This window comes from Veillonella atypica KON, assembly GCF_002959915.1.
In the GTDB taxonomy this organism is placed as follows: domain Bacteria; phylum Bacillota; class Negativicutes; order Veillonellales; family Veillonellaceae; genus Veillonella; species Veillonella atypica.
This window is the reverse complement of record NZ_PPDE01000009.1, coordinates 94,656-121,458: the sequence shown is the minus strand read 5'-3', so window position 1 is coordinate 121,458 and position 26,803 is coordinate 94,656. Positions and strand designations below refer to the sequence as shown.

General features: G+C 41.3%; 21 protein-coding genes and 1 riboswitch. Of the genes, 17 read left to right on the top strand and 4 right to left on the bottom strand.

Annotated elements, in window-relative coordinates; all coding sequences use genetic code 11:
- The first annotated feature begins 109 nt into the window (after positions 1 to 109).
- The 5 genes from fucO (at position 110) to VAHSUH02_RS08205 (ending at position 7,315) form a co-directional block, all read left to right on the top strand.
- Positions 110 to 1,261, top strand: a complete 1,152-nt coding sequence (fucO, locus tag VAHSUH02_RS08225) for a lactaldehyde reductase (protein ID WP_038149075.1) — start codon at positions 110 to 112, stop codon at positions 1,259 to 1,261.
- 156 nt (positions 1,262 to 1,417) lie between these two features.
- Positions 1,418 to 3,160 (top strand): RNA-binding domain-containing protein, encoded by a 1,743-nt coding sequence (locus tag VAHSUH02_RS08220; protein ID WP_005384671.1) that lies wholly within the window; start codon positions 1,418 to 1,420, stop codon positions 3,158 to 3,160.
- 57 nt (positions 3,161 to 3,217) lie between these two features.
- Positions 3,218 to 4,762: a ClC family H(+)/Cl(-) exchange transporter gene (locus tag VAHSUH02_RS08215; RefSeq protein WP_005384670.1), complete on the top strand. Its 1,545-nt coding sequence runs from the start codon at positions 3,218 to 3,220 to the stop codon at positions 4,760 to 4,762.
- A gap of 420 nt (positions 4,763 to 5,182) precedes the next feature.
- The gene (gene larA, locus VAHSUH02_RS08210) at positions 5,183 to 6,457 is read left to right on the top strand and encodes a nickel-dependent lactate racemase (protein ID WP_038149074.1); all 1,275 of its coding nucleotides are present in this window, start codon (positions 5,183 to 5,185) and stop codon (positions 6,455 to 6,457) included.
- Between the two features lie 60 nt (positions 6,458 to 6,517).
- A complete protein-coding gene (locus tag VAHSUH02_RS08205; RefSeq protein ID WP_005384667.1) occupies positions 6,518 to 7,315 on the top strand; it encodes a sulfite exporter TauE/SafE family protein in 798 nt (265 codons plus the stop codon).
- A 284-nt stretch (positions 7,316 to 7,599) separates the two neighbouring features.
- On the opposite strand, the gene VAHSUH02_RS08200 is transcribed toward VAHSUH02_RS08205, so the two are convergent.
- Positions 7,600 to 7,692, bottom strand: a complete 93-nt coding sequence (locus tag VAHSUH02_RS08200) for a type II toxin-antitoxin system YafQ family toxin (RefSeq protein WP_369759942.1) — start codon at positions 7,690 to 7,692, stop codon at positions 7,600 to 7,602.
- Between the two features lie 18 nt (positions 7,693 to 7,710).
- Entirely contained in the window at positions 7,711 to 7,992 is a 282-nt protein-coding gene (locus tag VAHSUH02_RS08195; RefSeq protein WP_005378172.1) for a type II toxin-antitoxin system RelB/DinJ family antitoxin, read from the bottom strand.
- Between the two features lie 525 nt (positions 7,993 to 8,517).
- On the opposite strand from VAHSUH02_RS08195, the gene VAHSUH02_RS08190 reads away from it, so the two are divergent.
- The 4 genes from VAHSUH02_RS08190 (at position 8,518) to VAHSUH02_RS08170 (ending at position 13,870) form a co-directional block, all read left to right on the top strand.
- Positions 8,518 to 11,340: an FAD-binding and (Fe-S)-binding domain-containing protein gene (locus tag VAHSUH02_RS08190; protein WP_038149073.1), complete on the top strand. Its 2,823-nt coding sequence runs from the start codon at positions 8,518 to 8,520 to the stop codon at positions 11,338 to 11,340.
- Positions 11,341 to 11,592: 252 nt separating this feature from the next.
- Positions 11,593 to 12,219, top strand: a complete 627-nt coding sequence (locus VAHSUH02_RS08185; protein ID WP_038149072.1) for a tetratricopeptide repeat protein — start codon at positions 11,593 to 11,595, stop codon at positions 12,217 to 12,219.
- Between the two features lie 51 nt (positions 12,220 to 12,270).
- Positions 12,271 to 12,684 carry a hypothetical protein gene (locus tag VAHSUH02_RS08180; protein WP_005384662.1) on the top strand — a complete coding sequence of 138 codons (414 nt, stop codon included), beginning with the start codon at positions 12,271 to 12,273 and terminating at the stop codon, positions 12,682 to 12,684.
- A gap of 286 nt (positions 12,685 to 12,970) precedes the next feature.
- The gene (locus VAHSUH02_RS08170) at positions 12,971 to 13,870 is read left to right on the top strand and encodes a DUF3829 domain-containing protein (protein WP_005384658.1); all 900 of its coding nucleotides are present in this window, start codon (positions 12,971 to 12,973) and stop codon (positions 13,868 to 13,870) included.
- Positions 13,871 to 13,971: 101 nt separating this feature from the next.
- On the opposite strand, the gene rarD is transcribed toward VAHSUH02_RS08170, so the two are convergent.
- Entirely contained in the window at positions 13,972 to 14,868 is an 897-nt protein-coding gene (gene rarD / locus VAHSUH02_RS08165; protein WP_038149071.1) for an EamA family transporter RarD, read from the bottom strand.
- Positions 14,869 to 15,070: 202 nt separating this feature from the next.
- A riboswitch (cobalamin riboswitch) is annotated at positions 15,071 to 15,246 on the top strand.
- Between the two features lie 283 nt (positions 15,247 to 15,529).
- Here rarD and VAHSUH02_RS08160 point away from each other — a divergent pair.
- From VAHSUH02_RS08160 to VAHSUH02_RS08130, 7 genes are all read left to right on the top strand, one after another.
- Positions 15,530 to 17,692 (top strand): methylmalonyl-CoA mutase family protein, encoded by a 2,163-nt coding sequence (locus tag VAHSUH02_RS08160; RefSeq protein WP_005384655.1) that lies wholly within the window; start codon positions 15,530 to 15,532, stop codon positions 17,690 to 17,692.
- Between the two features lie 4 nt (positions 17,693 to 17,696).
- Entirely contained in the window at positions 17,697 to 19,886 is a 2,190-nt protein-coding gene (scpA, locus tag VAHSUH02_RS08155; protein ID WP_005378012.1) for a methylmalonyl-CoA mutase, read from the top strand.
- Positions 19,879 to 21,132, top strand: coding sequence for a methylmalonyl Co-A mutase-associated GTPase MeaB (gene meaB / locus VAHSUH02_RS08150; RefSeq protein WP_005384654.1), 1,254 nt, complete (start codon positions 19,879 to 19,881; stop codon positions 21,130 to 21,132). Before scpA ends, meaB begins: the two co-directional genes overlap by 8 nt.
- A 180-nt stretch (positions 21,133 to 21,312) precedes the next feature.
- Complete coding sequence (locus tag VAHSUH02_RS08145) at positions 21,313 to 22,203, top strand: DUF3829 domain-containing protein (RefSeq protein ID WP_005378072.1); 891 nt, start codon at positions 21,313 to 21,315, stop codon at positions 22,201 to 22,203.
- Positions 22,204 to 22,521: 318 nt separating this feature from the next.
- Positions 22,522 to 23,127: a MotA/TolQ/ExbB proton channel family protein gene (locus VAHSUH02_RS08140; RefSeq protein WP_005378212.1), complete on the top strand. Its 606-nt coding sequence runs from the start codon at positions 22,522 to 22,524 to the stop codon at positions 23,125 to 23,127.
- Positions 23,124 to 23,528 carry an ExbD/TolR family protein gene (locus VAHSUH02_RS08135; protein ID WP_005378118.1) on the top strand — a complete coding sequence of 135 codons (405 nt, stop codon included), beginning with the start codon at positions 23,124 to 23,126 and terminating at the stop codon, positions 23,526 to 23,528. The genes VAHSUH02_RS08140 and VAHSUH02_RS08135 overlap by 4 nt, the downstream gene beginning before the upstream one ends.
- A gap of 61 nt (positions 23,529 to 23,589) precedes the next feature.
- Entirely contained in the window at positions 23,590 to 24,345 is a 756-nt protein-coding gene (locus VAHSUH02_RS08130; protein WP_005381157.1) for an energy transducer TonB, read from the top strand.
- Between the two features lie 151 nt (positions 24,346 to 24,496).
- Here the strand turns inward: VAHSUH02_RS08130 and VAHSUH02_RS08125 are convergent, their stop codons facing one another.
- Positions 24,497 to 24,904 (bottom strand): hypothetical protein, encoded by a 408-nt coding sequence (locus VAHSUH02_RS08125; protein ID WP_005384652.1) that lies wholly within the window; start codon positions 24,902 to 24,904, stop codon positions 24,497 to 24,499.
- Positions 24,905 to 25,138: 234 nt separating this feature from the next.
- Between VAHSUH02_RS08125 and purB the strand changes: the two genes are divergently transcribed.
- Positions 25,139 to 26,434 carry an adenylosuccinate lyase gene (purB, locus tag VAHSUH02_RS08120; RefSeq protein WP_005384651.1) on the top strand — a complete coding sequence of 432 codons (1,296 nt, stop codon included), beginning with the start codon at positions 25,139 to 25,141 and terminating at the stop codon, positions 26,432 to 26,434.
- Positions 26,435 to 26,803 lie beyond the last annotated feature (369 nt).

Sequence of the window (26,803 nt, the reverse complement as noted above, 5' to 3'; positions counted from 1 at the left end):
CATAACAACGTATTTATCCCCTCATACAGGATTTTTTGATACCGATAGAGAATTACTAAGTATAGTTATTCTCTATCGGTTTATTTTTTATTCGTTAGGAGTGAAGTATATGTCTCGGAGAATTATGTTGAACGGCACGTCGTATTTTGGGCAAGGTGCGATTCAGGAGATTGTAAACGAAATTAAGAATCGCCATTTTAAAAAGGTTCTCGTTACATCTACGCCTGATTTATTTGAGTTTAAGGTTGCTACGAAGGTTACGGATTTGCTTGATGCGGCAGGCATTACTTACGATGTATATGACAATATTAAGCCGAATCCAACCATTGAAAATGTAACATCTGGTGTGGCTGCTTGTAAGGCGGCTGGTGCTGATGTAATCGTTGCTGTAGGCGGTGGTAGTGCTATCGACACGAGTAAGGCTATTGCTACGATTATGACAAATCCTGAATTTAGCGATGTGCGTAGTCTTGAAGGCTTGGCGCCTACAAAACATCCTTGCTTGCCGATTATCGCTGTGTCTACTACATCCGGTACGGCAGCAGAGGTTACCATCAATTATGTTATCACTGACGTGGAAAAGAACCGCAAATTTGTTTGCGTAGACCCTCATGACATTCCAATTATCGCTATAATCGATCCTGATATGTCCGCGTCCATGCCAACCGGCCTATGTGCTTCTACGGGGATGGATGCCCTCGTTCATGCCGTAGAAGGGTATATTACGAAAGGTGCTTGGGAATTAACAGATATGCTTCATTTGAAAGCTATCGAAATCATCGGCCGTTCCTTGCGCAGCGCAGTGGCTGGCGAATATGCAGGTCGCGAAGCGATGTCCGTAGGCCAATATATTGCGGGCATGGGCTTCTCTAACGTAGGCCTTGGCATCGTTCACTCTATGGCCCATCCATTGAGTGCTGTGTATGACATCCCTCATGGTAAGGCTTGTGCCATGCTATTAACAGCAGTATTGAAATTCAACGCCCCTGAAACAGGTGTTAAATACCGTGAAATTGCTCGCGTTATGGGCGTGCCTAATGTGGATGCTATGGATGAAAGCACCTACCGTCAGGCTGCAATCGACGTTATCCAAAAACTAGCCGATGATGTAGGCATTCCTAAATCCCTCAGCGAAGCTGGCGTAAAACGCGAAGATATTCCATTCCTCGCTGAATCTGCTTTCAACGACGCATGTACGCCAGGTAATCCACGAGATGTAACCGTTGATGAAATCATTGGTATTTATGAATCTATATTCTAAATCAATTTAATCAATAACAATATGGTACAGCATCTATATGGTAAATCATTACTCATATAGATGCTGTTCTTTTTTGCTCACGAATTCGTGAGCAAGATATTTACATTATGTAAATATAAGGATATACTGTGAGTAAAGCGGTCAGGAGGTGTGAAAATGAAGCATACTGGGCATACAAAAAATACAGAAAATATAGGGTTGATTGAAGATTTGCGAACGGAATTTAAAAGTGATGTTAAGAAACTTTCAGAAGAAACAATAGTTGAGGCCGTTGTAGCATTGGCAAATACAGAGGGTGGTACATTATATATTGGCGTAGAGGATGATGGGACGATTACGGGCGTGCATAAAAACCACCAGTCTACAGCGGGGTTAAGTGCTATGATTTTTAATCGTACGGTACCTAATGTTTCTGTTAGTACAGATATTATGTACAGTTTTACAAAACCTATTATTAGTATTGCGGTTCCAAAGAGTTATGAGTTGATTTATACGTCGAGTGGACGGGCATTACAACGACGGTTAAAAGGGGATGGCACGCCAGAAAATTACCCGATGTTTTTACGTGATATTCGGCATTATATGGTAAATGCCTATGGTCTAGATGTGTCGGCCTATCCGGTGTTAGATGCGACATTTGATGATTTGTCCTTGCTTGAGTTTGAAAGAATGCGCTCCATGATTTCTAAGTATAGAGGAGATCAGTCGCTACTTGAGCTGGATAATTTAAAATTAGCTCAAGCCTTACAATTAGTACAAACCGTAGATGATACCGTTCATCCAACAATGGCTGGATTGATACTACTAGGTAAAGGCGAGCGAATCAGGGATTTAATACCGACTGCAGAGTCTGCTTTCACCATGATGAAAGGCACTAAATTAATTAGGAATGTATCAGAGCATATCCCTGCACTGCAGGCCATTGAGCGCTGTATTGAATCGTTAGATTTAGTCAATATGATGACGGAGCTATTTCCTGGTCCGGTTGCTGTTCGATTGATGGATATAGACCCTATTTCTTTTAGAGAGGCATTAGTAAATGCTTATTCTCATAGGGATTACACAGAAATGGGACGCATTCGTGTTGAAATTAACGATGAGCAAATATCAATCACGAGTCCTGGCGATTTTATGCAAGGGATTACACCCAATTCCGTATTGTTCGCAGAACCTCGTAGTCGTAATACCGCATTAGCCGATGCTTTCAAACGAATCGGATTGGCTGAAAAGACGGGGCGTGGTGTGGATAAAATTATTGAACCATCGCTATTTGCAGGGCGTCCGGTACCTCGATATGACGAGTCTACAAGTACTTATGTGCGCGTTGTTTTTGATAAGGCACCCGTAGATGATAATTTTGTTACCCTAATTGTACAAAATCAGGTCAAGTCCAATATGGAGCTTAGCTTAAGAGGGTTAATGGTTTTGTATAGTATACGTAAACTCAAACAATCTAATATAGACGATATTATCCGTGATTGTCAGTTATCTCCTGCTATTTGTGAAATGAATGTTAAACAATTATTAAAGATGAATATTATCCAATCGGTCGATATGGATGGTAAGCAGTTGTATTATTTGAATACTGCTGATTATGTATATCGATTACATGGAACCTCACAAGTATATGATGTTACGCCGACTTATGGAAATCCATATATTAAAGCCTTCCATTCGTTGCTCAATGCTGTTGATCAAGTGACGCGTACGGACGTAGCCAATGCACTAGGGATTTCTAAACCGCAGGCGTATCGGCTGATTATGAAGCTATTCAATAAGGGGATTCTTGAAAAAGTAGGAAACGGCAAGTATACTAGTTATAAATATACTGATACGTATGTAGCGGAAAAAATTCGCCTAGAACGGATGACAGAGAAATCGTTATTGCCGTCCATTTAGAGAATCCTACATAGATTAGACTGATGTTCGATATATTTTTCACGAGGAGGAGAATGCATGAAATTATGGAAACTAAATAAACACAGCTCTACCTTGGCAGATATGTCGATGAATCGTATTTTGCTATCTGAACTCATCGTCAAAGGGGCATTAGTAGGTATTATTGCAGGCTTTTTCGGAGCTGCTTATCGGTACTTAATTCTCGAGTCCGAGCATGTTAGGTGGCATTTGATGGGCGATATTTCTATCGAATGGGCCATAGCCTGGCTCATTGCCATGGTAGTGTTTGCTTTTATTATCGATCGATTGTTGACGTGGGCACCATTATCTGGCGGTTCAGGTATTCCTCAAATTGAAGGGGAAATGCTCGGTTTATTTGACATGAAGCCGTACCGTACGCTTATTTCCAAGATGATAGGTGGCGTACTAACCGGCTTTGCTGGATTTTCCGTGGGCCGTGAAGGGCCAGCGGTGCAAATTGGCGGCTCTGCCGGTAAAATCGTGTCCTATTGGATGAACTCTGGATTGCGTGAACAGCGGATTCTTACCTCCGCTGGAGCTGGAGCTGGTCTGACCGCTGCCTTTAGCGCACCTGTATCCGGCGCCATGTTCGTTTTTGAAGAGGTGCACAAAAGTTTTTATCCGTACCTCGTCATTCCTACCTTCGTGGCTACGCTCATATCGAACTACATTACAGTAACTATCTTTGGCCTTACGCCGGCCCTCGGATTTTCTGTAACTTCAGGGATGCCGCTTGATTATTTTCCGGTTCTGCTCGGTGTAGGTATTTTAATGGGGCTCTGCGGTGTATTGTTTTGCCGCATGATATTTGCCTTTAAGCGTTTCTTCGAGTGGATGAAATGCTCTCGTTTCTTAAAACTTGTGATTACTTTTGTGACTGTGGCCGTTATCGGCTTTGATTCCCAGCTTTTATTGGGCGGTGGCAATGATCTAGTAGGCCAGCTAGCCTTTCAATCTCATGGTGTATTGCTTCTCGGTGGCATTGTGCTGGGTAAAATCTTGCTCACTACCTTTTGTTATGGCAGCGGCGCACAGGGCGGCATCTTTCTACCGATGCTTGTTATCGGTGCATCAGCCGGTGCTTTTTGTGAAAGCCTGCTTTCATCGGCAGGGTTAATATCTCCTGATTTTGTACCGCAATTCGTTATTTGTGCCATGGGCGGTATGCTAGCAGCCGCTATGCGGACACCAATTTTAGCTATTCTGCTCGTTCTTGAAATGACAAATAGCTTTTCTAACATCTATGCCATCGGTATTGTTACCATCGTGGCCTACTTGGTGGCAGAACTCTTAAAAGAACCACCTATTTACGATTCCTTATTACAAGCCATGACAGGTCAAAGCAACCTAGAAAATGTTCAAACCTTTTTCCAAACCAAGGTGCCTGTAGTGGCATCCTATGTTGATACACAATTGCAAGACCTCAACTTGCCAGAGGGGACTTTAATCGTTAGCATTCGCCGGAATGGAACATACATCGTGCCTCTAAACGATGTAAAACTACAACCGGGCGATGAACTACAAGTATCGTGCGAACGAGGACGATTAAAAGCAGCTAAATCTTATTTCCAATCTAATTAGTTTTAAATACGTTTGGGACGCGAGGTCCCTCTAAAGAAATCTCCACCGGCCGGGTCTGACTTCGGCCTGCGGCCTTCGCAGGGCCAAAGTCGATTTCTTCAGAGGGACCTCGCGTTTTCGTCTTAAATCTAACATAGATTGGAAATATGATTTTGCTGCATTATTACAGGGGGTAGAGGAAGGGACCCGAAGTCGTTTTTTCGAGGCAGCTCACCTTTTTTATTTCTTCAATTATAGATTGGAAATATGTTTTCTCTGTTTTATTGTGGAGAAGTGTAAGTGGGTGCTAAAAGTGACTTTGGCCCTGCGGAGCCCGAAGGGCGTAGTCAGACCCGGCCGGTGGAGCTTTTAGCACCCCCTTACTCTTATCCCCCTTTAGTTTTTTTGGTATACTTACTATATATAATAGGAGGTGCCGATATGAAGACGTATTCTTTTCCGTATGATTATAAAAGTGTAGATGTGTCTATTGATGAGCGGTTTGTGCAGGGGGTTCTTGTGTCTAATGCGGCGGCGTATGTAGCTGAGAAGAGTCCTGCTGAGCTTGTAGAGGAGGCTCTTGATCATCCTATTAACAGTCCGTCTCTTGAAGAATTGGTTAAGGGAAAACGCAATATGGTTATCATTACGAGTGATCATACGCGCCCTATGCCAAGTAAGGTGACGTTGCCTATTTTACTCCGTCGTATTCGCGCGGTGAATCCGACAATTGATATTACGATTCTGATTGCTACTGGCTTTCACCGGGCCATGACGCACGATGAGATGGTGCATCGGTTCGGCGAGAATATCGTGAATAACGAAAAACTGATCAATCATGACTCTGAGGATGCTGAGAATATGGTGGAAATCGGCACGTTGCCATCTGGTGGCAAGTGCGTCATCAATCGTTTGGCGGTAGAAACGGAATTGCTCATCTCCGAAGGGCTAATTAATCCTCATTTCTTTGCGGGCTTCTCGGGTGGCCGCAAATCCGTGTTGCCTGGCGTTGCCTCCAAGGTGACGGTGTTGGCTAATCATTGTGCTGAATTTATTGAAAGCGAGCATTCCCGAACTGGTAAAATCGATGAAAATCCAATCCATAAGGATATGTTGTACGCCGCACGAAAAGCGAATTTGCAGTTCATCCTGAATGTTATCATCGATAGCAAAAAGGAAATCATCAAGGCTGTAGCGGGTGATTGTGTAGATGCGCATAAGGAAGGGTATGAGTTTATTCGTTCCTTGTCTTCTGTGAAAGCTATACCTGCAGATATCGTTATTACAAGTAATGGTGGATATCCATCTGACCAAAATCTCTATCAATCCGTAAAGGGCATGACTGCTGGCGAAGCATCTTGTAAGGATGGCGGTGTTATCATCATCGCTGCTTCCTGTAAAGAAGGACATGGGGGACAAGCATTATATGAGGCTTTCAAAAATATGGAAAGCCCTCAAAAAATCCTAGATGATATCCATGGCGTACCGCGTAATGAAACTAAACCATACCAATGGAAAATTCAAATTTTAGCGCGTATTTTGAATCACTATAAGGTTATCGTTGTGACTCAAGATTGCGATCATCAAGTCATTCGCGATATGCACATGACGCCTGCGTCCACATTAGATGAAGCATTGTGCATCGCCCGTGGCATTATGGGCGAGGATGCATCGATTACTATAATCCCTAATGGATCTACAGTGATTGTAGAATAGTTACATCTATTGTATTTGTACAATGGCAAGTTCTTTACGTGGTAGTGTAGGAGTGCGATTATGTCTGATAATATAGTTTTGTTTTACTTATTTTTTATTGTAGTTGGGTTTTTTACCGCTATGTTTGGAACGATAATTGGAGCGGGTGGAGGCCTTGTATTTGTACCATTATTTATGTATTGGTTCCCAGAATGGTCTCCATCTATGATTGTGGGAACATCGCTATTTTCTGTTATGTGTAATGCCATCTCTGGGTCATTAGCATATTTACGGCAGAAAAAGGTGTATGTTAGCGCTGCACTTATATTTAGTATTTCCACATTCCCAGGTGCTATTTTAGGTGCTCGTATGTCTGGATGGTTCACTGGTAATGGATTTATGTTTGCCTTTGGCTGTTTTATGCTATGTGCTTCATTCTTGATTGGTTTTAAGAACTTTGGTAAAAAAGGAGAGCGTAAAGAAGAATCTTTGACTAAAGATCAGGTGACGTACAATAAACCAATCGGTATTGCCATTAGTGTTATCGTTGGTTTCATCTCTAGTATTTTCGGTATCGGCGGTGGGCTAGTACACGTGCCTGCTCTGATTTACATCATGGGATTTCCCACACATTTAGCAACCGCTACAAGTCATGCTATTTTGGCTGTGTCGACTGCCGTTGGTGTTATTACACATCTTATAGAGAATCATATTGTATTTAACATTGCTATCCCTGCCAGTATCGGTGCCATATTTGGGGCCCAAGCAGGCGCTCAAATAGCAAAACGCCTCAGAGCTAAGGCTATCTTGGCACTTATGAGCATCGGCGTATTTGCATTGGCGATTAAATTGATTATTAGCTCTGGGATATTGTTTTAAGTAGGATAGATATTCATATACATTGCTTTTTAAAATTAGTACAGGCCTGTTCTAATTTATATGGAGACCTATATGTGAGGCTTTTAGAATTAGAACACGCCTGTTCTAATTTATAAGAGCACTTAAATATGATGCTTTTACAAATAGAACACGCCTGTTCTATTTTACAAGAGTACCTGTATAGTCTAAACATAAGAAAAATATATAAAAGGGCTGTAACAAAAATAGTTTTACCACATTTTTGTTACAGCCTTTTTGCTGTTTTTCATAGCCATATATGTTGTTTAAAATAAATCTGCATGTGTTCCAGTTCGGAATAGAAATAATTCAAGTACATCTGTATCTTTTCGATAAATTAATAGCCAATCTGGTTCTATATGGCATTTTCAACAATCTTAAGTTTCATTTTCAACATCCTTAAGTAATTCTGCAAAACTACTATACCGTTTGTATTTTTCCGGATGAGCTTTCATAGTTTCATATTCTGCTAAGGCTTGTATTGTTTCTGTATTTGGTTTTGCACGTTTTACTTCGAATGGGATACCATCATGATTTAATGCAGATTTTAAGAACATAGTGATAGCAGATGACATGCTGAGGCCTAAGTCATTAAACAATGCTTCGGCATCTTTTTTTAACAATTCGTCAACTCGTATATTGATATTAGTTGTAGCCATAATTATCACCTCTTTTTACAAATATTATATCAATTTGTAAAACAAAATCAAGCAAAAGCATTTATATGTTTTACAAATATTGAGGCGTGATAATAATAGATTACTATTAAAAATCGAGCAAACAGTAGATCTATTCCTAAAACGCATAACTAATTTATATTGATAATTCCTAATGTGGAATATACAGGATACTAGGAAAATTCACATAAATATTCATATATTGGTGTAGATCTGTATTCATGCTACATACCTCTTAATCCCCATGAATACGCATATTGATAGGGGATACCCATATGGGCTTTCATAAGTGGTTATCATATATTTTTATTGATGTGTGTTCCTAGGAAATGCACTTATTTCTCTGGTAAATGAAATCAACTTTCAACTAAAATACATTTTATATTATGTATCTATAGAATTTATATTTCATATACAATTTATGCATAATGGTAGCGACCGAAATGAGAACGGCGTATACTAGTTATAAAAGAAATTTTCCTAAGGATAGGATTGGAGGCTTTTCAAGTGAGTATATTAGTTAAAGATTATGATCGTTTTGCCAAAGAGGCGCAAGCGATTTGTAAGGATCGTGTTTATACAGACCGTCTGCGCCGTTATGCGTATGGTGTAGATGCATCTTGTTACAGTTATTTACCAAAAGTAGTGGTAAAAGCAGAAAACGAATCCGAAGTACGTCGTCTTATTCGTTTGTGTCAACAATGTGGCACACCATTTACATTCCGTGCGGCGGGCTCTTCTTTGTCTGGTCAATGTTCCAGTGAAGACGTGCTTATCGTTTGTAATGATGGCTTCAAAAAAATGGAAGTTATCGACGATGGCAAAGCATTGCGTTGTGAATGTGGTGTTATCGGTTCCGATGCGAATGATTTGTTAAAACCATATAATCGTAAAATCGGTCCAGACCCTGCAACGCTTGCAACAGCATTGGTAGGCGGTATTTTGAACAATAACTCCTCCGGTATGTGCTGTGGTACTGCACAAAACTCTTATAAAACAATTCGCTCTATTCGCGTTGTCTTATTAGATGGTTCCATTTTGGATACATCCGATAAAAAGAGCATCGATCAATTCCTCAAAGAAAAACCACAAATGGTTGAAGATATTTTGCAATTGCGCAAAGAAATCTTGGCTGATGAAGAGTTGACTCATTTGATTCATCACAAATATAAAATCAAAAATACTACAGGTTACGGTTTGAACTCCCTTGTAGATTTTGAAGATATCATCGATATTATCAATCACTTGTTCATCGGTTCCGAAGGTACATTGGGCTTTGTATCTGAAATCGTGTACAACACTGTTGAAGATGTACCTCACAAAGGTTGCGGTCTCATGTTCTTCAGCACATTGAACGACGCATCTCTTGCCGTTGTAGCCTTGGCTAATATGGGCCGTGAAAAGGTTGTTGCTGCTGAAATGATGGACTATCAATCCTTAAAAGCAGTTCAAACTCTAGATAATGTACCTGATTTCGTTCGTGAAGTTCCAGAAGGTACAAGTGCTATCTTATTCCAAACTGAAAGCTATTCTAAAGAAATTGTTGATGAAAACTTGGCTTTCATTAAAGAACAATTGAAAGACATTCCAACAGCTATTCCAAGTCTTTATTCTCAAGATCCTAAAGAATACGATTCCTGGTGGGCAATCCGTAAAGGTATCTTGCCAATCGTTGGTGGTCAACGTAGAAAAGGTACTACTGTTATCACAGAAGACGTTTGCTTCCAAATCGAAGACTTCACTAAGGGCATCGAAATGCTTACTGAATTATTCCACAAATACGATTTCGTTGATGGTGGTGTAATCTTCGGTCATGCGTTGTCTGGTAACGTTCACTTTAACATTACTCCTGATTTCAGTGACCCTAAAGATACTAAGAACTTTGGTGATTTGGTAAAAGAAATGTCCGAACGCGTATCTGGTTTTGGTGGTTCTTTGAAAGCCGAACATGGTACAGGCCGCATGGTGGCACCTTTCATCGAAATGGAATGGGGCCGCAAAGCGTACGAAATCAACCGTCGTATCAAAGCTATCTTTGACCCTACTCGCATCTTGAACCCTGATGTTATGATTACTGACGATCCAGATGTGTACAAGAAAAATCTTAAAGCACAATGTGTTATCGATGATGCTTTCACAATCTGTATGGAATGCGGTTTCTGTGAAAAGAACTGCCCTAGCCGTAATTTGACATTGACACCACGCCAACGTATCGCATTGTTGCGCGAAACTAAACGCCTTGAAAATGAAGGCAATTTCGCTGTTGCAAACGAACTTAAAAAAGGTTATGAATATTTCGGTGTTGAAACTTGTGCTGCATGCTCCATGTGTAAAGGTCTTTGCCCATTTAGCATCGATACTGCACAAATCGCATTATCCATGCGTCGCATCGATCCTCCAGCACCTGGTTTGGCTAAGAAAATTTACGACAACTTCTCCAGTACTCTTGAAATGTGCCGTGCCGGTGTAAGCCTTGAAGGCATTGCTGGTGCTATTATCACACAAAAAGCAATTTCCAAAATCACTGAAGGTTTACATGGCGTAACTGGCGTAACACCTTATGTACCTAAAACAACACCTAAGGCTAACCGCTATAAATTGAAAAACCGCATTAAACCTACTAACTTTGAAAAGGTTGTATACTTCAGTACTTGTGCGAACCGTGCGTTCCGTCAAAACCAAGGTTATGATGATCAACGCAGCTTGCAACAAGTTGTTGAAAGCCTCTGCAATAAGGCTCAAATCGATATTATCTATCCTGAACATATCGAAAACCTCTGCTGCGGCTTGAGCTTTGAAAACTACGATGACGTACATGAACGTGCTGTAAAAGATTTACACGATGCGTTGATGAAAGCATCTCAAAATGGTAAATATCCAATCGTTATTGACCATAGTGCATGCTTTAACCATGCCTTCAAACATATGCCAGATTTAGAAATTAATGATATTTCTGAATTCTTATGCAAATTCGTAGTACCTCGCCTTGATATTACAAAATGCGATGAACGCGTTCTTGTTCATAAACAATGTAAAATCAAAGTATTGGGCAAATCTCAATATATTGAAGACTTGGCACGCCTCTGCTCTGACCATGTATTTAATATCAAATCCTTTGCGTGTGATGGCTTTGCCGGTCAAAAAGGTTTCTTCACACCAGAACTTAATAAATGTGCTACAAAAGACCTTGCTAGTGAAGTTGCCGAATACGGTGCTACACTTGGCGTAAGCTCTAGTTCTACATGTGAAATTGGTCTTGGTGAAAGCGGCGGTATCCCATTCGTAAGCGTTGCATACTTGTTGGATCGTTGCTCTAAGGCTAAAAAATAAGGAATATTCAAAAATTTAATAGACTAAATAAAGTGCTAACATTTTTATATGATGTTAGCACTTTGTTTTGTTGGCGTGTTTGTATTTATTGTTAGATATTTATTTTCTAATAAATATGGTATACTATATTTATTAGTAGAGTGTATGAAATTACCTACAATACAACAAATAAAGGACGAGTGGCAGCTCGTCCTTTTTCTTATATTATTACGCTATGCATCTTGGAGATTATTTAAGAATGGAATATATGATATGAAAAGAATTTTGCCTATACTTGCATTACTTATATTTATTAGTGGTTGTGGAGTAAATCAGAATACAAATAATAGTAATACAGAAAGCAATGCTAAAAGTTCTAGTATATCCACTCAAGACAGTAGCAAAATGACTAATCTAGATAGCCACTTAACTGTCGCTAAGCAAGCCCTATCGTCTGGTGATTATAATAAAGCCATCGAGGAGGCAACAGCTTCTATTAAGGATAATCCAAATAATGCAGACGCTTATTCGGTTCGTGGCTTTGCTACGGCTTTAAATGGAGATACTACTAAAGGCATAGCAGATACTAAAAAGGCTTATGATTTAGATCCTAATAATGTGGCTAATTACTATAATATGGCCATGGTCTATAAGCTACAAGGCCAATTAAATGAGTCTAAACAATGGTTTGAAAAGGTATTAGAAAAGGACCCTAGCAATACTTGGTCTGTATATGGTATTGCTACCATTTATGCAGACCAAGGAGATGATACTAAGGCCCTTGATTGGCTTGAAAAAGCAATTAAAATTGATCCTTCTGTAAAGGCGGTTGCTGCTGAACAAGATCATTTTGAACGGTTTCATAATAATGCGCGATTTAAAACATTAGTAGGATTATAGTCTTATAAAACTCGAAAAGACTAGATTATTGATAGTAATGGGATTGTCACAATGGATAGTAAACAGATGATTCGCCTTATTTTAAAAGTGGTAGGATTTATATATTGGTTTGTTTTTCTATACCTTGGTGGTCTAATGGTCATGGACTGGTCAGGGTTTATGTCACAACATAATATAGAAACACCTCTATTCCTTACATACTTAGTGTTTGTAGGTTGTTTTGTAACGCCGTATATTATGCTGTACTGGAAGAAGCTGAATCCTAATGCGAAAGCTCCATTTTTGGTGCGCCATCTCTCCGAATATATGGCGCGATTAGAGGATCGTCATAGTATATGGTTTGATGTATTATATGTACTAAAATTATTGCTCTATTTCGTAATAATTCTGTGGATGCTTTGTATCATATTACTCACCTTAGCAGTTATTGCGTGGACAGTACTCCTAATTTTGCTGAGTAATTAATGATGTGAATTTACATTGTTTTCTCTACTAACGCTTCTTGTAAAAGCTGGGAGAAATTGATACCTTTCGCTAGGGCTCTATCGTTAAGCCACGCAGGAATGGTTAAGGTTTTCTTTACGGATTTACTATTTTTAGCTAAATCAATATCTGTTTGCACTAATGTAGGATAGGTTGTATCTGTACACGTATAAAACCATTGTTAGGAGTTATTTCTTATTATTTATAATAGGTATATAATTAGAATATATAAACTAAGCTGTATATTGATGAAAGGAGAGAATTCATCATGAAACCACTTGGCAAAAGGATGGCAATGGCTGTGTTGTGTGCACTAACGCTGACATCACCTTTGTTTTTGAGCGGTTGTAGTATGTCAGAACTATGGCAAGGGACTGAGCAGAGCCGCAAGGAGATTGCACAGCGGTCGGAACAGAATCAGGTACAATTATTTAATCAATATGTGAAAGCCATAAGCCGATATAATCGCATGGCTGTTATGTTTGATTATGCGAATACACCGACGATTAATGATTTAAAAGCAGGTAAGCATTTAACTGTATTTAATACACCGAACTTTAAACAGTTACAAAAAGAATTAGAAGAAGCTAAGCAAGTCGGTATTCCTTATGATGAAATGAAGGAGCCCCTAGATAAGCTGCTTTCAAAATTGAATGAGATTACACCGGTAGCAGAAGAACTGGATGCATACTATAAATCTAAAGGATACACCACAGATAACTATGCTAAGGAACAGCAATTAGGTCCAAAGTATGTACAGTTGTATGAGCAATTTGTGCCTATCTATGCAGATTTTGATAATTTAATGCATAAAATCAACCTTGATCGATTACAACAGCGGTTACAAGAATTGCGCGATGCAGGTAAGAAAAATGCAGCCGCAGCACAAGAGGTTCATTTGAGACTTACCGCTGTTCTTGAAAAGTTAGATAGTGAAAAACAACCGGATGTGAATGCCATGAATCAAGAGTTACAAGCTATCGGCGATTTGTCTAATGGCATTACTAACTCTAACTATGACACTGTTAAGACCTCTGTAAACTCTACAATCGGTGCTATCCGGACTTATATGGGTTCGAAACAAGATAAGGACTATACTCGTATGATTGAGGCTTATAATCATTATATTTCTAATATGAATACGACAAATATGAATGAATTAGATTAATAAAGATCTGAGTTTATTTACGTTAGACACGTGTAAAGCGAACACATAAAAAGCTGTATTGAATGAGAATCTCATTTGATACAGCTTTTTTGTAATGTATTCTATTTTTTTATCTTAATACGTGTCGTCATTTGATTGGATAGAGTGAACAATACGAGTGCCACCCAGATGCAGCCGAAGGCTATTAGCTGTGCTGTACCAAAGCTTTCACCAAAGTAGAAGATGGCCAAGAAGAAGCCCATGGTAGGAGATAGGTATTGTAAAAATCCGAGAATGTTTAGTGGCAATAGGCGGGCACCGTACGAAAAGAGGATGAGCGGAATCGATGTGGTAAGGCCCGCACCGATGAGGAGGAGACCGGTCGGCGTTAGGTTTTCGATAAAGGTCCACGAGGTGGTGTCTATAGCCGCTAAATACCATAATGCTATCGGTGTGACGAGCCATGCCTCGAAGGCGATGCTCGAAAATGGATGGATGGTGAGACGTTTTTTTACGGCCCCGTATAGGCTAAAGGTTACGGCTAGGATGATAGAGACGATGGGCAATGTACCTAGTTGAACAGTCATGATGGCCACACCTAAGAATGCAATGGCAATACTCAGCTTTTGTGGCCATAGTAATCTTTCTTTATAGATTAGGATGCCCAGCAATACGTTGAGCAATGGATTGATATAATAGCCAAGGCTCGTGTCGAGTACGTGTTGGTTCGTAACGGCCCAAATGTAGGTGAACCAGTTGATGCTAATAAGTATAGCAGCCAGTAATAGTAGGCCTAATTGTGTAAGATGGGTGCGTAAAATTTGTATGTCCATACGCAGTTGTTGGCGCCCTGTGGCGATGACGAGGAAGAACATCCAAAATCCGGACCAGATGATGCGGTGCGATAATACGGAAAAGGATGATACTTGGTTTAAAAGCGCCCAATAGAGGGGCAGCAAACCCCAAATTAAACAGCACAACAATGTGGTGCTGAGACCTTTTTTGTTTATTTCGTTCATAATACGACCTCCCACTAGTAGAATTATTATAACATGGTGGTAGTATAGCAGTAGCGAATTATAGAGGTGATTTCTCTAAATTGCACCTATGCATTTTTATCATTCTATATATGCGTTAGTTATAACTTTAAATTTGCTACTTATGATTAACTGTTATGTTCATTGACTTTGTGCATATTTTTACACTATATTGGACTTAGAACAACGAATATAGAGAATAGGTGTCGCAAGACTTAATAGAGAAATCGGTACAAGCCGATGCGGTCCCGCCACTGTAAGGACGAGCCTGCTTTCATACATGTCACTGGAGCAATCTGGGAAGGCGAAAGCAAGGTGTTGAGCCCGAGCCAGGAGAACTGCCTATTTGATAATCACCGTTATGTACCTACGAGCGATAGGAAGGGGATTGAGGTATACTTTTTACAATAGTTTTAGTGTACCATTCAATATGTAACCTAACGTGTCACTCTCGGGTGGCACGTTTTTTTATTTGCCACGCTAGAGGGTCGTTCATATATGGCATAGGCTTAATAGTTTGACTGGAGATTCATCATCATGATGGACATATATTTGGCACCTATGGAACTCATATACGAAGCAACTCACTGGTACGGTGCGCTGTTCCCCCTGTATGGTTTCAAGTTGAAAAGGAGGCACATATATGTCTGACAAAAAGACTTCAAAGGACACTGAACGCGATTTACTGGCGCCTGTATCCTTTGATGAGTTTGAGAAACCTACGTATGAACGATGGCAGGCTGAGGTTGAAAAGGCGTTAAAGGGTGGCGATTTCCATAAAAAAATGTTCACCAAAACCTATGAAGGTATTACGTTACAACCTATCTATACACCTGCATTGCATCAGGACAAGATTCCAAAGGGCGTTTATCCTGGCGCTGGCGAGTTCCTACGTGGCACGAAAGCAAGCGGCTATATCAAAGATTCTTGGGGCGTATCTCAATATGTGGATGAGTCCTTACCGAAGGATGCCAATCATGCAAGTTTATACGAAATTGTGAAAGGCGGCACTATTCACAACATTCGTCTTGATGACGCGACACGCCATGATCAAGATGTGCAAGTAGGCGCATCTGTTGGTGTAGGCGGTACATCCTTGTCTACGATGGACGATTGCAGCCAATTAATTGAACGATTTAATCTTAAGGAAAATCCTTTATATATTGAAACTGGCGCATCTGCAGCGATTTTGCTCGGTATGTTGTCGGCTACTGTGAAAGCTTCTAAAAAGCAAACATCCGATTTGAAAGGTCTCATTGGTGCAGATCCTATCGGCGTGTGGGCTAAAGACGGTGCATTGCATATGTCTTTAGATACTGCTTTTGATGAAATGGCACATACTGTTGTATGGGCCAAGGATCAAGCACCTGAGCTTAAAACAGTGCTTGTATCCGGTGATGTATACGCTAATGGCGGTGCTAACGATGTGCAAGAGGTTGCCTATGCATTGGCAACAGCTGTTTGCTACGTGCGGCAATTGGCACAACGCAACATCGATATTCATACCATTGCTAAGAGCATGATGTTTACATTCTCCTTGGGTGCAAACTTCTTCATGGAAATTGCTAAATTGCGTGCGTTGCGCGTGCTTTGGGCTCGTATTATGGAGGCCTTTGGCGCTGATGAAAGCGATCGTGCCGTTCATGTACACGGTAGAACATCTGCTTTCACAAAAACCGTATACGACCCATATGTAAACTTGTTGCGTAATACAACACAAGCATTCTCTGGTGTTGTAGGTGGTCTCAATAGTCTTGAAGTTTCTCCATTTGATCAACCAATTCGCAAATCCGATGAATTCTCTCGTCGTATTGCCCGTAACATTCAAGTCATGTTGCAAACTGAATTCGAATTGCGTCAACCAGTTGACCCTGTAGGTGGTTCTTGGTATGTAGAAACATTGGCAGCGGAACTATGCGAAAAAATTTGGGATGAATTCCAAACTATCGAGTCTAAAGGTGGCATTATCGCTGCCTTGAAGGAAGGTTATCCTCAAGCGCAAGTTAAAACAATTCTTAATGAACGCTTTAAAAACCTTGCATTCCGTAAGGATGTAGCGGTTGGTAATAACATGTACGCTAATATGACGGAAGAATTGCTTGATCCAAAACCTGAAAATCAAGAAACATTGCGTCAAAAACGGGTAGCTCATCTTGAAGAATACTTGGCTGGTGCAGATCAAGATGCTCTTGTAAAAGCACAAGCTACGTTAGAAGCAAGCACAACAGAACCAGGTGCATTGATTGGCCTTATCGAATTGGGTGCATTACACAAAATGACAATTCGCCAAATTCGCAGTGCTTTAGAGGCGGGCGATATTTCCTCTGAAACTATCGAACCAATTACTGCACATCGCTGGACGGAACAATTTGAAGCCCTTCGTATGCGTACGGAAAATTATAAACAACGCACAAAAGATAATGTGAAGGTATTCTTGGCTAATATGGGCCCTATTCCTCAACATAAACCTCGTGCAGACTTCTCCACAGGCTTCTTTGAAGTAGCGGCATTCGAAGTAATCAAAAATGATGGTCATGAAACAACGGCTGATGCGGCAAAAGCGGCTCGTGAAAGTGGCGCCGATGTGGTAGTTATCTGTTCTACAGATGATACGTATCCTGAATTGGTTCCACCACTTGCGAAAGAATTGAAAGAAACTATGCCGAATGTAACGGTTATTTTGGCAGGGGCACCTTCTAAGGACCTAGAGCCTGTATATCGTGAAGCAGGTGTAGATGATTTCATCTCTGTTCGCGCAAACTGCTACGCTATTTTAAATACGTTACAAGATAAGAAAGGGATGTGAGCTCATGTTTAAAAATCCAGACTTCTCCTCTCTTGGCTTGGGATCTCAGTCTGCCACATCGCGCGATGCATGGCTTGCTGAACTTAAAAAAGAAACAGGAAAAAGCTTTGAAGACTTATATAACACGACAATGGAGCAAATCCAATTAAAACCTCTCTATACAGAGATGGATTATGAAGGGATGACACACCTTGACTATATGGCTGGTGTACCTCCATTCTTGCGTGGACCTTATTCCACAATGTACGTAACTCGTCCTTGGACAGTGCGTCAGTACGCTGGTTTCTCTACAGCCGAAGAATCCAATGCGTTCTATCGTCGTAACTTGGCAGCAGGCCAAAAAGGGTTGTCTATTGCCTTTGACCTTGCTACTCACCGTGGTTATGACTCCGACCATCCTCGCGTAGTGGGCGACGTTGGTAAAGCGGGCGTTGCGGTAGACTCCATCCTCGATATGGAAATTCTATTCTCTGGTATCCCTCTTGACCAAATGTCCGTATCCATGACAATGAACGGCGCCGTATTGCCTGTTATGGCATTCTACATCCTAGCTGGTGAAGAACAAGGTGTTGATAAAAAGGTTATGGCCGGTACAATCCAAAATGATATCTTGAAAGAGTTCATGGTACGTAATACCTATATTTACCCTCCAGCTACGTCCATGCGCATCATCGGTGATATCTTTGCGTATACATCCCAGAACATGCCTAAATTCAACAGTATCTCTATTTCTGGCTACCATATGCAAGAAGCGGGTGCAACGGCGGATATCGAATTAGGTTATACATTGGCTGACGGCCTTGAATACATCCGTACCGGTGTAAATGCAGGTCTTCATGTTGACCAATTCGCACCTCGTTTGTCCTTCTTCTGGGCTATCGGCAAAAACTACTTTATGGAAGTGGCTAAAATGCGTGCGGCTCGTATGTTGTGGGCTAAGATTATTAAGAGCTTCGGTTCTGAAAATCCTAAATCTATGGCTCTTCGTACACATAGCCAAACATCTGGTTGGTCTCTTACAGAACAAGATCCATTCAACAACGTGGCTCGTACATGTATGGAAGCGATGGGCGCCGCATTGGGCCATACGCAATCCCTACATACGAATGCGCTTGATGAAGCCATCGCGTTACCTACAGACTTCTCTGCACGTATTGCGCGTAATACACAACTTTACATCCAAGATGAAACTAAGGTATGTAAGGTTATCGACCCATGGGGCGGTTCCTACTATGTAGAAGCATTGACTGACGAATTGATCCGTCGTGCCTGGGGCCATATCCAAGAAATCGAATCCCTTGGTGGTATGGCGAAAGCGATTGACACGGGTCTTCCTAAGATGCGTATCGAAGAGGCGGCAGCTCGTCGCCAAGCTCGTATCGACTCTGGTCGTGAAGCTATCGTCGGCATCAATAAATATCGTCTAGATAAAGAAGATCCATTGGATATCCTCGATGTAGATAATACAGCTGTACGGGAAGCGCAAATCCGTCGTCTCGAACAATTGCGTGCTAACCGTGATGAAGACAAGGTTCAATCCTGCCTCGAAGCGATTACAAATGCTACCGAATCTGGTGAAGGCAACTTGCTTGCCCTTGCACTTGAAGCAGCTCGTGCTCGTGCATCTTTGGGCGAAATTTCCTTTGCTGTTGAAAAAGTTTGTGGCCGTCATAAAGCGGTTATCCGCTCTATTTCCGGTGTATACTCCAGCGAATATGAAGATGATGATGTAATCAAAGAAGTACGTCAAATGGCAGATGACTTTGAAGAACTCGAAGGTCGTCGCCCTCGTATCATGATTGCTAAGATGGGCCAAGACGGTCATGACCGCGGTGCCAAAGTTATTGCTACATCCTTCGCGGATATGGGCTTTGACGTGGATATCGGACCTTTGTTCCAAACTCCAGAAGAAACAGCACAAGATGCGGTGGATAATGACGTTCACATCGTCGGATTTAGTTCTCTTGCAGCAGGTCACAAAACATTGTTACCTCAACTTGTAGAAGAACTCAACAAGCGAGGTCGTGGAGATATTTTAGTTGCCATCGGCGGCGTAATCCCTGCTCAGGACTATGAGTTCCTACGCGAACATGGCGCAGTGGCTATCTTTGGCCCTGGTACAGTTTTGCCAGTAGCGGCGAAAAAATTACTAGAAACATTGACTAGCCACGTTCAAGACGAAGGCAATGACTGATAATAAACGGTCTACTCCGGATGAATTGCGCAATGCACAGGACGCTACTTTTACCACTGGTGAAGGTAAGGCGCCAGAATTAGGTGTAAAAAACGCAAGCGCCGAGGGTAGTACCTACCGTCCCGACTGGGTGCCAGAAGATGCGAAAAAAGATGATACCTTTGCGTGTCACGTGATGAAAGGCGTCAAGGAAATGCACGACGGCCTCTTGTCTAGCTCCACTCATCTGGCTCCGTCGGTACGTCCCGTACAGCGGCGAAAGAAGTTAACTGTCGCTGATTATGTACGCGGTATCGAGCAGGGGGACCGCGTTATACTTTCACGGGCTATTACATTAGTAGAAAGTAATAATAAGGACCATTTCAAACTAGCTCAACAAGTATTGCAAGCCGTATTGCCTCGTACGGGCAAGGCGTTGCGCATCGGTATTACTGGTGTGCCTGGGGCCGGTAAAAGTACATTTATTGAAGCCTTTGGTAATATGCTCATTGAAGCTGGTTACAAGGTTGCCGTACTTGCTGTAGACCCTACAAGCCAAGTCACAAAAGGCAGTATTTTGGGCGATAAAACGCGGATGGAAACGTTGACGAAGCATCCTGAAGCCTATATTCGTCCATCGCCGGCTGGTGGTACACTAGGCGGTGTAGCTCGTAAAAGTAGAGAAACGATGCTACTTTGCGAGGCTGCTGGATATGATATTATTCTTGTCGAAACCGTTGGGGTTGGGCAAAGTGAGGTTACCGTACGTTCTATGGTAGACTTCTTTATGCTCATCGTGCTTACTGGTGCAGGCGATGAATTGCAAGGCATCAAAAAAGGCGTTATGGAATTGGCTGATGCTATTGTGGTCAACAAGGCTGATGGGGATAACCTCAAGCGAGCTCTCATTGCTCGTAGCGATTACGATCGGATGCTACATTACATCCGTCCAGCTACGGAAAAATGGAAAACCCAAGCTTACACATGTTCAGCCGTTACGAAGGATGGTCTCGATGAATTGTGGGATGTAATCCAAGAATTTGCTGAACAAGGTAAAGAAAATGGCGTATTCTTAAAACGCCGTCAAGAACAATCCCTTCGTTGGGTACGCGATATGATTGACGAACACTTGCACAACCTATTCTTTAACAATGTAGTCATTCAAGGTCGTATGGGCGAAGTAGAAGCCGCAGTTTTAGATGGCGAAATGAGTGAATCACAAGCCGTCGAAGAACTCATAGGCGTCTTTGACAAGTCCTTAACATAATCTCTATACATACAGGCATAGTATCTATACTGCTATCGGTTTGTAATCGATAGGAAATGATAGGTACTATGCCTTTTTTTCATGAAATGCATAAGTATGACTTTTGTAAAAATCATATTTAGTATATAATTTAGTTATAGATGTATACTTTATGGGTTATTTTAAAAGGAGAGATTTATTTTGAATCCATTAGCAAAAAAACTGACAACAGCAGTATTGTGTGTAACTGCTCTTACCTCCCCATTATTCATGAGTGGCTGTAGTTTTTCTAAGATTGCCAATGGGGTGCAACAAGGCGCTCAAAAGGCATCGCAACAGGACATTAAAGTGTTCAATAACTATATCGAAGCGATTGGCGATTTTAATAGTTGGTCCGTACGCTTTGGATATGCTATCAATCCGTCCGTTCAAAAACTAAAAGAGGGGCAACATTTAACAAGCTTCATGGCACCACACTTTGATACCTTACAACAAAAGTTGCAAGCTGCTAAAGACGCTGGCGTACCATATGATGATATGAAGGAACCTTTAGACAACGTATTGGCTGTATTAAAGGATATTGTACCAGTAGCCAGTGAATTGGATACGTACTACCAAACTAATTCATATCAAGCAGATAATTATGCTAAGGAACAACAATTAGGACCTAAATACGTTCAACTATATGATCAATTCTATGCAGCATATAATCAGTTAGACGCAGTAGTTCACAAACATAACACAGAAAATCAACAAGAACAGTTGAAAGAACTTAAAGATTCTGGTAAGAAAAATGCTGCGGCTGTTCAAGAAGTTCATTTACGCTTAACGGCTTTATTAGATGGCTTTGAAGAAGGCAAACAAATCGATGTAAATGCAGCTAACCAAGAGTTACAAGGCATTATGGATGTAGCTGGCACCGTTACGAGTCCAGAATATAACACTGCTAAGTCTCAATTAAATACAACGATTGGTAGAGTTCGTACATTCTTAGGTGACCAATCAGCTGATCATTACAATGATATGATTGAATCTTACAATCGCTTCATTGGCAGCATGAATCGCTTGGATATTAATAAACTTGATAAATAATATCTAGCTATGTACGAATCGATTCTGTGCCATTTATGAAAGCCTGCGCTTCATAGCGTGCACAATATAAATAGTACATATAAAAAATTCATACAAAGGTACATAAAATTGCACTAATAAGGGCTACATCAATTAGCATGTCTATTGATGTAGCCCTTTTTCTGTATTTTCTTATACTAGTTAAGATCTTTGTCAGATTGTATGCATCAACTAGTATATTTTTACTCATCTATCGTAAGCCTCATATGTTTTGATGTGTAAAAACGTGGTATAATTATTAGATAAGAGCCTAAAAGAGTGTGGGTTTTGGAGGTTAGTATGAGTAGCATTGCACATTTATTTGTAGCTGGTGGTTTCGTTATGTACCCACTCGTTATCTTTCTAGTTGTTACCCTAATGATTGGTATTGAGCGATTTTTTCTATACCGTAAATTCCGTAAGGACATGCGCCAATTCACGGCTGTCCTAAATAATCATCCAGGCTGGATTATGTTGCCAACCGTATTAGAACGAGATACACAAAATCTAGGCACTCTCTTTGCAAAGGCTTTGCGCAGTGCAAAAAATTACAATGGTTTAGAAAACCGTTTACAAGACTTGGTAGGCTATACCGATGAACGCTTAAAACGTGGCCTTGGGTGGCTTAGCATGATCGTTACCATGGCGCCGTTGCTTGGCTTGCTCGGTACCGTTCTTGGCATGATCCGCGCTTTTGCCGTTGTAGGTGGTGACATTGGGGCTCCAACCATCATAACAGGTGGTGTATCCGAAGCCTTGGTAGCTACTGCTACAGGCCTTACGGTGGCCATCATTGCTCTTGCCTTTCACAGCTATTGTGCAGCAAAGGTGAATGATTTTATCGTAGCCTTAGAACATGAATGTGGCAGCATTCTCGATGCGTACAACGAGGAACATGACCTATGAGACGTCGTACATTAGGAGTGAAAAAAGAACCGACCATCATGATCATCCCTATGATTGATATCGTATTTTTTCTATTGGTATTCTTCATGGTCGGCACTTTATACATGAATACGGAGCAACAAATCCCGTTAAATTTACCATCCACATCGACTTCGACGGCTAAATCCATTGAACCGATTATCATTACTCTCACCACATCGCATAAACTCTATATCGATAACCGCGAAATTTCTGCGGATAATCTGTCCCAAGAGGTACAGGATATCGTGCGGACTACGCCACGACAGGCCTTTGTTATTCGCGCGTCTAAGGACGTGTATTATAACGAGGTCATCGCCCTTCTCGATATGCTGAAAGTAAACGGCGCTAAGTATATTAGTGTCGCTACGGATCGGAAGTGATTCTATGTTTGAATCGCATTATTTTCGACCGTTTTTGATATCCCTGTGCATCAGTATTCTCATGATAACGGGCATGGGGCTTTCACTAAAGGGCATGAGTGGCACTGGTGCAGGCCAAGAGGCAGCTGAGATTAGCTTTGATTTAGCCGATGCTGGTGAAAGCGAACAAGCCGAGGATCATCCGACGGTAACGCCGCCACCAGAGGAGGCAAAACCTCCTACAGATGCACCTGCGTCGGTAGCTCAGAAACAAGAAACGAAACCGCCTGTAAATACCGTAGAACCACAGAAAACTATAGATACAGAACAACCAGCATCGGCTACAAAACGTGAATGGGCTGTTCCAAAGGCCATAGAATCTGAGGCTACTGGCGGTGAGACAGGTGTTGTAACACATCAAAAACAGGAACAACAAAAGAAATTAGTAGGCAATGACGTATCGACGGATCCTAATGCAGAAGGTAATGGTCTCGATAATACAGATAAAGACCTATCGTTTTTTGCGGATGCACTCAATTTGCTGACGCCGGGTCAACGGGCGTGGCTCGAACAATCGGATATTAATCCTACAGAATATTTGCGCCAAGTGAAAGAACAAGGCCAAGCATCATCTGTACGCGGCGAAGCCGTTGTGCGCGTTAACTTTGACGCTAGCGGCAATGTAATCGTCGGCGTTAATACCCCGCGTATCGTAGAGGACTCTGTTCCTCCTGATGTACGAGACGAAGCGATACGTATCATCAAGACGAGCGGTAGTATTGTTAACAAACGTGGACAAGTCGTGTCCTTAGCCATCCCTGTCGTACTAGGACAATAAAGAGGCATACCTCACATACATGGTTGTATGTAAGATATGCCTCTTTTTGTTATGCCTATGATTTGCTAGTTGAGTAATCTCTTGTTCGACTACATGCTATGTTATGAGTCTGTTGCTCAACTACGTGCTATTGTTTGCGTCCGTTGTTCAACTACTTACGTTTTAACGCCGTTTTCGTGCTGTTGAACACCGCATAGTAAATGATGATGCCACCGATGAATAATGTCACTTGCATTTGTGTTGTGTATTGGTCCACACGCCATAGTGCAAAGGCATAGAAGAACATAGTAATGAGCATAATTAAGAAAGCTAGGATACGACGCACATTCGTATGAACCACATTGGATGTAGCGATGCGACCTTTATTGATGACTACATATATAAGAGATACTAAAATATCCACTGCGTATATGCCTAAAATCCAGTTGATAGGCATGTCGTTAAACACGAAGAAGCCGAGGACGATAAAACTGATGAGAAAAAATAATTTCATCAACGTGCTTGCTGTTTGAGATTCCTTCGGTTGTTGTATCCGTTCTTTATGTTGTTTCTTTGCCATGATCTACTCCTATATGTGTATTATTAGTATGTTGATACGATATATCACTTATTTATACATTACTATTATAATAATAAATCACAAAACAATCTATACAAAATAAAATACCGAACATTAAGAAAATCTAATATATATATTATTCGGAAAATTGCGGAAGATTTATTGAACCAAGCTTTTACATATGGTACAATTATTATATAAAAAATCTAGCTTTCACCATGCAAAGGAGACATCATGATACCACGTTATACACGAGAAGAAATGGGCCATATTTGGAGCGAACGCAACGAGTTCGACACAATGTTATTGGTTGAAACATTGGCATCTGAAGCGCAAGCTGAGCTTGGCGTGATTCCGAAGGAAGCAGCTAAAATCATTCGGGAAAAAGGTAATTTTGATGTTGAAAGAATTCACGAAATTGAACGTGAAACAAATCATGACATCATTTCCTTTGTAACTGCTGTGGGCGAATATGTAGGCCCTGAAGCGGCTAAATACATTCATCTTGGCTTGACATCCACAGACGTTAAGGATACTGCACTTGGCTATATGATGAAACAATCTTGCGATATTTTGATTGAAGATTTGAAACAATTACACGCTGTATTGCGCCGTCGTGCTGCAGAATTCAAACATACGCCTATGATTGGTCGTACTCACGGTATTCACGGCGAACCTACTACATTCGGTTTAAAACTTTGCCTTTGGATGGCAGAGGTAGAACGCGATATCGAACGCATGGAACATGCTCGTAAAAGCGTTGCTGTTGGTAAATTGTCCGGTGCTGTTGGTACATACTCCAACATTGACCCATTCGTAGAACAATACGTATGTGAAAAACTAGGCCTTGAACCTGTTAAAATCGCTACTCAAGTCGTACAACGTGACCGTCACGCTGAACTATTGTCCACCATTGCTGTTGTAGGCGGTACATTGGATAAAATCGCTTTGGAAATCCGTCACTTGCAACGCACCGAAGTGCGCGAAGCTGAAGAATACTTTAGCCCTAAACAAAAAGGTTCCTCTGCGATGCCTCATAAACGTAATCCTATCACTTGTGAAAGAATTTGTGGTATGGCTCGTTTATTGCGTGGTTATGCACAATCTGCGTACGAAGACCAAGCTTTGTGGCATGAACGCGACATCTCCCATAGCTCTGTAGAACGCGTTATCTTACCAGATGCAACCATTGCGTTGAACTACATGCTTCACCTAACAATCCGTACCATCGATAAATTGTTGGTATACCCTGAAACAATGCTTAAAAACCTTAACCTTACAGGTGGCCTTGTATTCAGCCAAACAATTTTGACACACCTCGTAGACAAAGGTGCCGTACGTGACGAAGCATACCGTTGGGTGCAAAAACACGCTATGAAACGCTGGCTCGAAGGCAAAGACTTCGCTACAGGTCTAAAATCCGATGAAAACATCAAAAAATACATGACCGACGAAGAAATCGATGCATGCTTCGATCCGTATAAACTATTGAAACACGTAGATACAATAATGGCTCGTTTCGGCCTATAATTCTACCGGTACAGGACGGGCACCCTCCTCAAAGCCTCCACCGCCTTAATCTGTCCCCTTCGGGGACAGGGCAAAGTCGTTTTGAGAAGGGTACCCGTCCTTTTTCGCTATAGATTCTATGCCGAAATGAGCCATAAGGAGAAGGACAGAGTCGTTTTCTGAACGGACCATCCTTTTTGCATTAAACCTTCTATGCCGAAAACGAGCCATAGAGCAGACAGGGCAAAGTCGTTTTGAGAAGGGTACCCGTCCTTTTTGGTTTATTGTAAGTGCCGTATTTTCTTACGGTGCTTCATAATTATTAGTAGTTAGAAAGGGGATAGGCTAAGTAAAAAACGACTTTGTGTTTCGCCCTAGAGTGTATTTTGT

What these genes read in the sequence shown, in the direction of transcription:
- larA (WP_038149074.1), top strand. Translation starts at nt 5,183, where the DNA reads ATGAAGACGTATTCTTTTCCGTATGATTATAAAAGTGTAGATGTGTCT.
- VAHSUH02_RS08160 (WP_005384655.1), top strand. Translation starts at nt 15,530, where the DNA reads ATGTCTGACAAAAAGACTTCAAAGGACACTGAACGCGATTTACTGGCG.
- VAHSUH02_RS08185 (WP_038149072.1), top strand. Translation starts at nt 11,593, where the DNA reads ATGAAAAGAATTTTGCCTATACTTGCATTACTTATATTTATTAGTGGT.
- VAHSUH02_RS08135 (WP_005378118.1), top strand. Translation starts at nt 23,124, where the DNA reads ATGAGACGTCGTACATTAGGAGTGAAAAAAGAACCGACCATCATGATC.
- scpA (WP_005378012.1), top strand. Translation starts at nt 17,697, where the DNA reads ATGTTTAAAAATCCAGACTTCTCCTCTCTTGGCTTGGGATCTCAGTCT.
- VAHSUH02_RS08195 (WP_005378172.1), bottom strand. Translation starts at nt 7,992, where the DNA reads ATGGCTACAACTAATATCAATATACGAGTTGACGAATTGTTAAAAAAA.
- VAHSUH02_RS08205 (WP_005384667.1), top strand. Translation starts at nt 6,518, where the DNA reads ATGTCTGATAATATAGTTTTGTTTTACTTATTTTTTATTGTAGTTGGG.
- rarD (WP_038149071.1), bottom strand. Translation starts at nt 14,868, where the DNA reads ATGAACGAAATAAACAAAAAAGGTCTCAGCACCACATTGTTGTGCTGT.
- VAHSUH02_RS08130 (WP_005381157.1), top strand. Translation starts at nt 23,590, where the DNA reads ATGATAACGGGCATGGGGCTTTCACTAAAGGGCATGAGTGGCACTGGT.
- purB (WP_005384651.1), top strand. Translation starts at nt 25,139, where the DNA reads ATGATACCACGTTATACACGAGAAGAAATGGGCCATATTTGGAGCGAA.
- VAHSUH02_RS08125 (WP_005384652.1), bottom strand. Translation starts at nt 24,904, where the DNA reads ATGGCAAAGAAACAACATAAAGAACGGATACAACAACCGAAGGAATCT.
- meaB (WP_005384654.1), top strand. Translation starts at nt 19,879, where the DNA reads ATGACTGATAATAAACGGTCTACTCCGGATGAATTGCGCAATGCACAG.
- VAHSUH02_RS08215 (WP_005384670.1), top strand. Translation starts at nt 3,218, where the DNA reads ATGAAATTATGGAAACTAAATAAACACAGCTCTACCTTGGCAGATATG.
- VAHSUH02_RS08170 (WP_005384658.1), top strand. Translation starts at nt 12,971, where the DNA reads ATGAAACCACTTGGCAAAAGGATGGCAATGGCTGTGTTGTGTGCACTA.
- VAHSUH02_RS08220 (WP_005384671.1), top strand. Translation starts at nt 1,418, where the DNA reads ATGAAGCATACTGGGCATACAAAAAATACAGAAAATATAGGGTTGATT.
- fucO (WP_038149075.1), top strand. Translation starts at nt 110, where the DNA reads ATGTCTCGGAGAATTATGTTGAACGGCACGTCGTATTTTGGGCAAGGT.
- VAHSUH02_RS08180 (WP_005384662.1), top strand. Translation starts at nt 12,271, where the DNA reads ATGGATAGTAAACAGATGATTCGCCTTATTTTAAAAGTGGTAGGATTT.
- VAHSUH02_RS08140 (WP_005378212.1), top strand. Translation starts at nt 22,522, where the DNA reads ATGAGTAGCATTGCACATTTATTTGTAGCTGGTGGTTTCGTTATGTAC.